This is a genomic window from Rothia sp. HMSC072B04, assembly GCF_001813725.1.
GTDB classification, from domain to species: Bacteria; Actinomycetota; Actinomycetes; order Actinomycetales; family Micrococcaceae; genus Rothia; species Rothia mucilaginosa.
On sequence record NZ_KV813798.1, the window covers coordinates 46,382 to 56,026 of the forward strand.

A 9,645-nucleotide genomic window follows, 5' to 3' on the forward strand; every position below is an offset into this window, starting at 1 on the left:
CACCAAAGACACCCGCAACCAGGCTCCGCCAGACCCTGTTACAGTCAGACCCGCAACGTAGCTGGCGGGGGAGTGTAGAAGAGCGCAGAATAAGGGCCGCACTGGGGGTGCTACTCCACCAGGCCCGCGAAGCCCGACAGAGCCAGTACCTCCTCGACATCCTGCGGCACCGAACGCGCCACCCACGGCGAATGCACCAACACCGCCTGCCACTGACCGCGCGACACAGCCACATTCAAACGATTCGGCGACAGCACAAACCCGGCACCGCGCCCAGAATCAACCCGCGACGATGCCAACGACACCAACACCACCGCAGCCTCCTGACCTTGGAACTTATCCACCGTGCCCACACGCACGCCAGCACCCGAAGAATCCGCCAAACCAGCAGCAATCAGCGCCTCACGCACACAATCAACCTGCGCGTTATACGCCGCCACCACAATGCAATCCTCCGCCGCCAACGGGCGCGGCTCAGCACCAGCCGCCGGAACCCACTCACGACCCAACAACTCGCGCACGCAATCCACCACCGCCTGCGCCTCCTGCACAGAACGCACCGAACAACCCGCATGCTCCACCGGATACGACACCACACCCGGCGCAACACCCTGCAGGGCGCGACCAGCCGTCGCCGCCGCGCTCGCCAATGCGCCATCATACGACAGCCACGAAACCCGCTCGCACAATGCCGAATCCATGCGCCACGACTCACCCAAGAAATAGCCAAAACGAGGATCCAGCGCCGCCGCCCCATCAGACAACCAGCCCAGCGCCGAAGCATCCACCGGGTACGGGTGCACACCCGTCGACACCTGCGGCAACTGCTGCGGATCGCCCAACAGCAGCACCGAACGCGCCGCACGAGCCGCCGCCACCGTATTCGTCAGAGAGAACTGGCCCGCCTCATCAACCACCAGAACATCCAGCGACTCGGCAGGCACACGACGCTCACTCACGTAATCCCACACCGTGCCGCCAAACAGCAGGCCGCCCGCACCAGAAATCAGCTCCACCAGCTCAGAATCAGACACCTCAGACCACGGGGCGTCCGGAGTCACCGACTTGCCGCGCAGACGCACCGCACGCGAAACATCAAAACCATCGCGGGCACAGCACGCCGCCATGAGGTTCTCAATCACCGCATGCGACTGAGCCACCACGCCCACCTTCGCGCCCTCCGCCACCAGGCACGCAATCACATGCGAGGCGAGGAAGGTCTTACCCGCACCCGGAGGGCCCTGAACCGCCACATAGGAATGGTCGAGAGCGCGAACCGCCGCGTGCACGGCATCCACCGTGGGCAGGTTAGAGCCGGAAAAATCAACCTCACGGGGTAGATTTTCTGCATTTTTGGCGTTAGATGCGCTCCTCTTGAGGCGCGGTGCGCGGCGGAACAGCAAATCCGCGGAGGCGCTCTTCACCCCCGTCAGCGAAGCCGCCGCATCGAGTACGCTCGGCAGGGCGCGGGGCGGGTCAGAGGTCTCGGCGGACTCGCTGGAAGCTTCGGAACCCTCGCCGGGCACGGGGCCATTAAGCACGGGGTCGTTGGGCATGAGCGCACCATCGAAAAGCAGCCCGTGCACATCGGCCTGCAAAGCTGCCTCAATCGTCGCCGTAGACACCGGATCGCCAGGACCAATACCCGAAGGCAGGGCACGGTGCGGCTCATCCTTCACGCGGATGCGCTCCTGCAGAAGCACCTCCAGGAACTCACCGGTCGACTCTTCTGCTACCTCTTCGGAGCCTTCGGATCCGGCACCGAAACCACCCTGCGCCACAGCCAGCACACGCATGCCAAAGAAGCCCGTCGCCGCCAACTCGGCGGGCACACGCTCACCCGGATTCGACGCACGGAAATAATTCACCTGCGACTCCATACGGTCCAGCGCAATCTGCGGGCTCAAACCCGCATCATACGCACAAAAAACCGCACGGTCAGAGGGCGCAATCACCAGGCTCGGGTCAGCATCAATTCGCGCACGCAACAGGCGCACCTGCGCGCCGCGCACACGATACCAGCCGGGGGCGTCTTCAACCTCGGTGGGCTCCTTCATGGCGGCGGCAAGCGCCTCCAGGTCTGCGGGGGTGTTCAGAAGAGCATGCGCATGCTCCACCGAAAGCACCTGCACTCGATCAAGGTACGCGTAATCGCGGCTCGCCACCCACGCCGTCGGGCCGTCCTCCAGGCGGCGAATGTGCTCCCGCCAGAACGGGGCGCGCTCACGGCGGTGGTAGTTCGTCATGGACAGCAGCATCGCCGCCTCAAGCTCGCCGGCACCCCAGCCGTGCTCCGCCGCGTGCTCCTCCAGGGAGGCGAGCTGGGCATCCAGCAGGCACTGCAGGCGGTACTGTTCGCTGTCGTTCTCCATCGCGGCGGGTACCCGGTACATGACCGGAGGCTCCTCAGTCTCGGGGTCTTCGGCAGTGTCTTCAACGGCGTCTTCGGTGACGAGTTCCGGGGCTTCGGTCGCGAGGGCAAGAGATGCCGCCGCGTTCAGGCACGCCGGGCACTCGTCGCAGGTCAGAAAATAGGGGATGCGCTCGGCAAGTTCCGCCGGTTCTACACCCTCGTTCAGCGCCTCGGTGAGCAGCAGGAGGCGCTGCTCCTGCAGGCGAATCAGCGGCAGAATACGCGACGAATCAACCCGATGAGGTTGAGGAACGGGGGAGTGGTGCTCAGAGGGTTCCGATTCGGACCCCGCGCAGTACTCATTTGCGCCGTGCTCCAGATGAAGGTCGAGGCGCCTCACATTCTCGGCATTCTCGGTGCTCGCGGTTGCACTAGCGGTCAGCAGGTGAGCCGCCAGGGCACCGCGCAATAGCGCCCGATGCGCCGCCTCACTCAGATGCGGGGTGCAGACGATTCGGGCGGTATTGCTCTCGGCGGTGCTGTTCTCAGGCGAGTACTCCAGACGGTCGAGCTCCACCGTGTAGGTCAGTCCCGCCGCGGAGGTCGCCACCAGGGGCACCGGGCGCGGTGTGCCGCCCGAGTGCTCACCGCCGACTACTTCACCGCTGACTACTCCACTGCCGACCATGCCACCTTCGGTTAGTACTTGCAGGCACTCGCGGTACACTTCGTGGGCGCGCTCGGACTTCTCGGGGGTCGGGTGGGCAGACTGCTTCTGCGCACGCTCCCGAAGCTCGGTGTAGAGCCGCAACTCGCAGGTGGAGGTGGCGGTCAGATCAGCGAGGGTGAAGGTAAGGTCCATGGTGACTTTTCTGCTGGAGGAGAGAGAAATAGGGCGGGAGTGAAACCCCGCCGTAGGGAGCGGGCGCGAGTCCCGGTTGAGGAGTCTATCGGCACCCCGTGCCCCCTCGCCCCGAGAGGTTGATTTTCAGGTTTCACGTGAAACACTACAGAAAATCAACCTGCACGGGGTGATTCAGGGGGCTTTCGGGGCTATCCGGGCATACACGCTAGGAGGCTGCACCCGCCGCAGCCGCGGTAGAAACTGCCGCCGAAGCGCTCGGCGCTACCGCAGAGGGAGCAACAGAAGCACTCGGCGCGGTCGAACGGTTCGCAATCGCCGCCGCCGCCGCGTCCACGCGTTCCTTCGCGGCGGGCAGTGCATCCGAGCCGCCCAGATCGTTCAGAATAATCACGAAAATCAGGCGGGTGCCGTCGGGTCGGGTTGCCACACCGCACAGCGAAGATACCGTGTACAGGGTGCCGGTCTTCGCCTGTACAAAAGTGCGCGCGTGCACGGCGTTCGCCGCACCAAAACGACCGGACAGAGTGCCGCTCACGCCCGCGACCGGGAACGTGCTCATCAGCTGCTCCGCATGCTCATCAGCATTCAGCAGAGCCACGACCTGCACGAGGGTTCGGGCGGTCACGCGGTCCGTCAGCGACATGCCGCACACGTCTGCCTGCACCAGGTTTTCAATGTTCACGCCGGCATCCACGAGTGCCTGGCGCACGGTCTGCTGTGCCGCCTCGCCGCTACCTTCCTTACCTGCGGCAATGGCGGCGCAACGGCCAAGCACCTCAGCCAGGGCGTTATCGGATTCGAGCATCATGTGCTGTGCCTGCTCCAGCAGGGTTGCCGATTCGACCGCGGCGATTTCGGTTGCTTCCGCGGGGGCGGTGCGGCGCTCTGCGAGGGTGAAGCTCATGCCGGATTCCTTGCCGGCGGTGTTGAGCGCATCCACGAACGCCTGCTGGGCGGCAACCGCCGCATCGTCCGGGCGTACCGGGTTTCTTGCGGTGGACTTGCCCGGCACCGTGTGCGATTCGAGTGCAATCGGGTGAATGGGCGTGATTTGGCCGGACGCCACGTCGGCGTCATCCCAGCCGGGGTTTACGCCGGGGCCGGTGAAGAAGGTGCCGTCAAGGTAGACGGGCAGCGCCGCGGTCGGCTTCTCGCCCTGAAGAAGTGCCTTCACGGTCAGCTCGGCGAGGGTGGTGAGGCCTGCGCGTCCGACAATCTGCTTCGGGTTGGAGGCGCCCGCACCGAGCAGGGTGTCGCCGCCTGCCATGAGGTACAGTCCGGCGGCGTCGCGGGTGACGCGGGTGCGCAGGCGTGCCTGCAGGTTCGCGTAGTGGTTGAGCGCGAACAGGGTCAGCACCTTAAAAGTGGAGGCGGGCACGCGCGCGGTGTCGGCGTTGGTGGCGTACAGGTCGGCGGGTGCGGTGGTTGCCTTGATGCTGGGCAGGTTGCCGTCCATGCCGGTGACGAGCAGACTGTACTGCGGGTAGGTGCCGTCCGCGAAGAGCGCGGTGAGGGCGGCACGTAGCTGTTCCAGTTCCGCTTCGGGTAGTGCGGGTGCGAGGGTCGGGGTGGCGCTGGGGGTTGCGGAGGCGGTCGCCTCGGCGGTGCCGTCGGGGCTGCCGGTTGCGCTGCCGGTGGGGCTTGCGGAACCTTCGGGGCGTTTCTGTTCGGTTGCGGCGGATCCGCAGGCGGTGAGGAGGAGCATGCCGCCGAGGGTGAGCGCGGCGCGGCGGGTGAGGGTGGTGGTCTGGGCGTTGTGCTTGTTGGAAGGCATCTTTTGAGCATAGCGGGCAGATGGGGTGCCTATCGAATTTACGCGCCGGTGCTGGGATGCTCATGCAACGCTCCTGCTGCCCTTCACAAACCCTATCTGGGGCGCCCGGCACGGCGGCCGGGTGTGGCGGCGGGGTGCGCTGGCGGGCGCGGGACTAGGCGGAACGTTAACTGTGGTGTGAGCGTGGTAAATTACGCTGGTTTTGGCGCCGAATACGCGGTTTCGGTGTGGGTGAACGGGTTACAATGGGTGAGTTCAACACCTAACTTTCGCACCTTGCGCGCCAAAGTCGCCGCGAAAGTGACTCTAACTCACGAGAAAGAAGGTTCCGATGGAACTCGACGTCACTATTGAAATTCCCCGCGGCTCCCGCGTGAAGTACGAAGTGGACCACGAGACCGGCCGCCTGCGCCTGGACCGTGTGCTGTTCACCTCCATGCAGTACCCCACCGCTTACGGCTACTTCGAGAACACCCTCGGTGAGGACGGCGACCCGCTGGACGCAATGCTGATCCTGGATGTTGACGTTGTTCCCGGCGTGCTGGTTGAGTCCCGCCCGGTCGCAGTGTTCAACATGACCGATGAGGCTGGCGGCGACGCTAAGGTTCTGTGCGTTCCCACCGACAAGCGTTACGACCACATCAAGTCCCTGGCTGATGTTCCCGAGCAGCTGAAGGCTGAGATTCAGCACTTCTTCGAGCGTTACAAGGACCTGGAGCCCGGCAAGTGGGTTAAGGGCGAGGGCTGGGAAGACCTGGCTGCTGCTGAGAAGATGGTCCAGGAGGCTATCGACCGTTTTGCAGCTGAGGGTCACTAAGCTGCCGCACCGTTAGGTGCACCCGGTTTTGTAGGGGGCGTGTTCCCTGCGTCTGGTTCGTGCGAGTTTTCGTACGTGCTGGAGGCGGTGGGCACGCCCCCTTTTGTTGTGCTCGGAGTTGTTGCCCAGGGCTTTGTAGAGGTCGATTTCAACAAGTACTTTGCGCGGTGGGGCTTGTAATATTTCTGAAAGTTCAGATTTTAAAGATATTTCTAAAGTTCTAGTTACATAAATATTCAAGTTTAAAGTGAGATTTTAATAAACTTCAAGTTTATATTGATATATATTTTTTCACGAGAATGAAATATTTGCTTGTGAATACTCGAAACGGTGAATTTTCAGAGTAGGGTTGAAGGAGTGTGGTGTATAGAGCGTCGACGAAGCGTAAACGCCACACACTATTGTCATCACTCAACTTAATTTAAGGACTATCATGTCTGAACTGTCACGCCGGCATGTGTGCCGGCTTTCGTCATTTGCCCTGGTAAGTTTCTTCGCAGCACCTCAGAGCACGGCATGGGGTATTCAGGGCTCTGTTGGGTCTCCCCAGCAAATAGATGGATGCACTGTTGCCCCGCTTCGTGAAGCATGGGTGCCGACTAATGGTGCAGATAATGTCATTCTGTGGTTTCAGCTTCTTCCCTTTTCGGGCCCTTTTGTAGGGGTGCATGCGCTTCCGTCGGTAGAACTGATGGGGAATCAAGAAGAGTCAGCCTTATATGAGGTAATTCGTCCCCATATTCACCGTGATACAGGGCAGTGGCTGTCTAAAATTCCTTCGGGTCAGCAGATTGTGGTTGAGCTTGAACAGCTGAGTGGATCGCAAGAATACATGGTGCAGATGAGCCGTTGGCAGCCGGGTTCTATGGGATTGACAAGCCATTCTCCTGAGGGGTACCCGGCTGCACCATCACTGACAGTGCGTGAAGACTCGGGTCTGAAGGTGGTTCGTGCGCGTGGTGCCTCAACGGAGAGCACTGAGTATTTTTGTGGTGTCTACCAAGGGGAGATGAAGGGAAACGCATCCCTTGGAGAAGATGACGGTGCGTTTATTCAAGCTCAGCGCTGGGAATGGGGTCTTGAGGTAGATAAAGATATTTCTCAGCCGGAAGAGTTGTTTCAACGAGGGTGCTTTGGCGTGTATTTCCCGGGTCGTAGCGAATACGGCGGATCTACTGTGTCGGCTTCCTATCGGATTAGTGTTAGGACGCCGGGAGGCGTGTTGACATGTACCACAATAGCTGCCCCATAAAACAATTATGGGGGTAATCGCAGGGTTGTGGATTCGGGAAATCTTGCTCTGCAAAAAGAGATGATTGATAGGGGGTTGGTACAGATTTAATAGAATTAAACATCAAATCATCTTTATGTATAGATATTCAGGGAAAATTGGTGGGTTGGCATTCAAACTATTTGAATGCGTTTGAACTACATGGCTTAAGAAAGGAATACAATATGGTTGATTATAGTAAATCAAAGCATGTGAATGTTTTGGATTTTGGTGCAGACCCAACCGGTACGAAGGATTCCGCACCAGCAATTCAAAATGCCATTAACTCGGTGGCCGCTGTTCCCGGTGGTGGTTCTGTCGAGATTCCTTCGGGAATCTATCTTGTGAGTAATGATTTTATTAATCTCAGGGATAGGGTAGAGGTGTATGGTCATGGATTCTCAACACAAATTATTGGGTTTAATAAAAACCCGAAGATTTTAAGAGATGTTGATGGTGACGATATGGAGTGTCAGGGGGTATTTCATATGGGGTCATACAATACCTTTGTGGGTGATATGGGAACAAATATACCAATGCGTTTTGGGGTACGGGATATGTTTATTCGTGCCGCCAATCTTAATCTTTTGAATCCTAATATTCGTAAAGGATTTTTTGAGTATCAAATTGCTCAGGGTAAGCACGTTGCTGATAATTATATACCGGATAATATTGCGGGCATTATTGTTCATACAAGATATGATATTTTTAATGAACCTGAAGCTGCCCCTATTATTTCAAATATTGAAATCTGGGATACGGCAATCGGAATTGCCATCCTGGGTGAACATGATCGTGCTATGAAGGTTGATAAGGTCCGCATTCGTAAAACTCGCAGACAAGGGCTCTTGGTGGGAAAGCCGGTGGGTCATGTTCAGCGTAGAACAGAGAGTTTGAACTCTGGAGCTGCGGATAATAAGTTTGTGATGGTTGAGGTCTCTGATGCCAATCTTGGTGGCGGATATCATGGGGCAATTGAGGTGTACGGAGCTCAATGTAAATTTGTGGCATGTACCGCCTGGTTTGCTATTCGCAATAAGCCAAATTCCGACCTTTATCACGATAGAGATCAGTACCGCAGAAAGTCTGGTGCCGGGTGGGCGATTTTTGGCGAACGGAATATGTTCATCGGATGTACCGCTCAGGAGAATGGCGGGCACGGGTGGGTCGTAGGTTTCAAGGATAATCAGTTTATGAATTGTCTAGGTGAGTCCTCGAGTCTCGAGAATTCACTTATTCTTAAGGGAACTGCACGCACTGATGAAGCAGCTAATTGGTATATTGGACGAAATGCTTCTGGAGCACGCCTAGTATCGCCGCGTTCGGCTAATCCGAAAGTTGGCCAGCGTTCCTCGCGTTACGGGTTTTATCTGGAGAATAAGCTGGATGATATTAGTATTGTGGCCGGTTCATCGCGTAATGCCCGTGATGGTAATAAATTGACTTCGAATGACGGTCGGCACCTTTTCTTTAGGAGAGATCGCAGTGTCCCCTGGGGCAATTTCTATATTGATATTAATTTTGTGGTCTATAGGACCTCGCAAGATAATGAGATTAATCGGAATAGTCAAAATGACGTAAAAGTTTAATCATTCTGAAATAATTGCGCGGAGAGTGAATCCTGAGTACCTTCAAAGGGATTCACTCTTCTTCTACTCTCACACCTTTCACCGAGGATAGAAAATGAAGAAAAACCTTTCGACCCGCGGCGCGGCGGCACTGTTGGCACTAGCTATGGGGTACATGGGTCAGGGTGTAGCCCAGGCGGCATACATTCAGCCGAAATCTGCACAGCCTATTGAAGAGCTGGAATTTGATGTTAATTGTTTTGACATGCACTTCTATTACGGCAAGAACACTATGGGCAGTTTGGATTGGGCGGAGTGTACCGGCCTGATTACGAAGAAGCAGGTTGTTGGGCTGGCTACAACCCGTGAAGATAAGTTGCCGAACGGGGTCATGACCATTTCGCGTGGCCGCTTGCTGGAGTACCTGTACCATCTGGCGGGTTCGCCCGAGGTGAAGAACCTGCCGGAGAAGTCTCCGTACACCGACCTGACTCCGGGCGATGCGCGCTATAAGGTTGCTATCTGGGCAACCCGCGTGGGTTTGACCACCGGTTGGTCTGATGGTTCCTTCCACTACGATACTCCGGCAAGCCGTGGCGCCTACTTTACCTTCCTCTATCGTGCTGCGGGTAGCCCCAAGGTGACTCTGGAGCCCCTGGACGCGGCGAATGCTGTGCGTGCTGAGAAGGGTGCTGCTCCCATTAAGGAGGGGAGTGAGTTGCATCGAGCAATGAGCTGGGTGTACCAGCATGCGCTGGCGAAGGGGGAAGATATCCGGGCGTATAACACTAACTTCTTCACTAACGGGTACACGCCGTGGGATTTCAACAAAACACCGGATTTCTATTACGCTTCGTACCCCACTATTTTCACCCCTCTCATGGTTCTTGATTACCACGAGGAGTTGGCGCCCATTGTGGCTCGTCTGCAGTCGCTGTCCTAGCGGTAGATGAGCGGAGGGCTTGTTGGGGGGCGTGTTCTCCGCGTCTGGTTCGTGC

Annotated in this window: 6 protein-coding genes; 4 read left to right on the forward strand and 2 right to left on the reverse strand. The window is 58.0% G+C overall.

From position 1 onward, the window contains the following. Window positions 1-110: 110 nt before the first annotated feature. Both HMPREF2928_RS03545 and dacB read right to left on the reverse strand, forming a co-directional pair. Window positions 111-3,215, reverse strand: coding sequence for a DEAD/DEAH box helicase (locus HMPREF2928_RS03545; protein ID WP_070616285.1), 3,105 nt, complete (start codon window positions 3,213-3,215; stop codon window positions 111-113). A gap of 208 nt (window positions 3,216-3,423) precedes the next feature. Further along, window positions 3,424-4,992: a D-alanyl-D-alanine carboxypeptidase/D-alanyl-D-alanine endopeptidase gene (gene dacB / locus HMPREF2928_RS03550; RefSeq protein WP_070616286.1), complete on the reverse strand. Its 1,569-nt coding sequence runs from the start codon at window positions 4,990-4,992 to the stop codon at window positions 3,424-3,426. Window positions 4,993-5,323: 331 nt separating this feature from the next. Here dacB and ppa point away from each other — a divergent pair, with 331 nt between their 5' ends. The 4 genes from ppa (at window position 5,324) to HMPREF2928_RS03565 (ending at window position 9,590) form a co-directional block, all read left to right on the forward strand. After that, entirely contained in the window at window positions 5,324-5,809 is a 486-nt protein-coding gene (ppa, locus tag HMPREF2928_RS03555; protein WP_005504328.1) for an inorganic diphosphatase, read from the forward strand. Between the two features lie 433 nt (window positions 5,810-6,242). After that, the gene (locus HMPREF2928_RS09065) at window positions 6,243-7,061 is read left to right on the forward strand and encodes a hypothetical protein (RefSeq protein ID WP_141752125.1); all 819 of its coding nucleotides are present in this window, start codon (window positions 6,243-6,245) and stop codon (window positions 7,059-7,061) included. A 203-nt stretch (window positions 7,062-7,264) separates the two neighbouring features. Next, window positions 7,265-8,668, forward strand: a complete 1,404-nt coding sequence (locus HMPREF2928_RS03560; RefSeq protein WP_005507633.1) for a glycosyl hydrolase family 28-related protein — start codon at window positions 7,265-7,267, stop codon at window positions 8,666-8,668. 94 nt (window positions 8,669-8,762) lie between these two features. Beyond that, window positions 8,763-9,590, forward strand: coding sequence for an S-layer homology domain-containing protein (locus tag HMPREF2928_RS03565; protein WP_070687390.1), 828 nt, complete (start codon window positions 8,763-8,765; stop codon window positions 9,588-9,590). Window positions 9,591-9,645 lie beyond the last annotated feature (55 nt).

Coding starts and splice junctions, on each gene's coding strand:
- dacB (WP_070616286.1), bottom strand. CDS start 4,992: ATGCCTTCCAACAAGCACAACGCCCAGACCACCACCCTCACCCGCCGC.
- ppa (WP_005504328.1), top strand. CDS start 5,324: ATGGAACTCGACGTCACTATTGAAATTCCCCGCGGCTCCCGCGTGAAG.
- HMPREF2928_RS03565 (WP_070687390.1), top strand. CDS start 8,763: ATGAAGAAAAACCTTTCGACCCGCGGCGCGGCGGCACTGTTGGCACTA.
- HMPREF2928_RS03560 (WP_005507633.1), top strand. CDS start 7,265: ATGGTTGATTATAGTAAATCAAAGCATGTGAATGTTTTGGATTTTGGT.
- HMPREF2928_RS03545 (WP_070616285.1), bottom strand. CDS start 3,215: ATGGACCTTACCTTCACCCTCGCTGATCTGACCGCCACCTCCACCTGC.
- HMPREF2928_RS09065 (WP_141752125.1), top strand. CDS start 6,243: ATGTCTGAACTGTCACGCCGGCATGTGTGCCGGCTTTCGTCATTTGCC.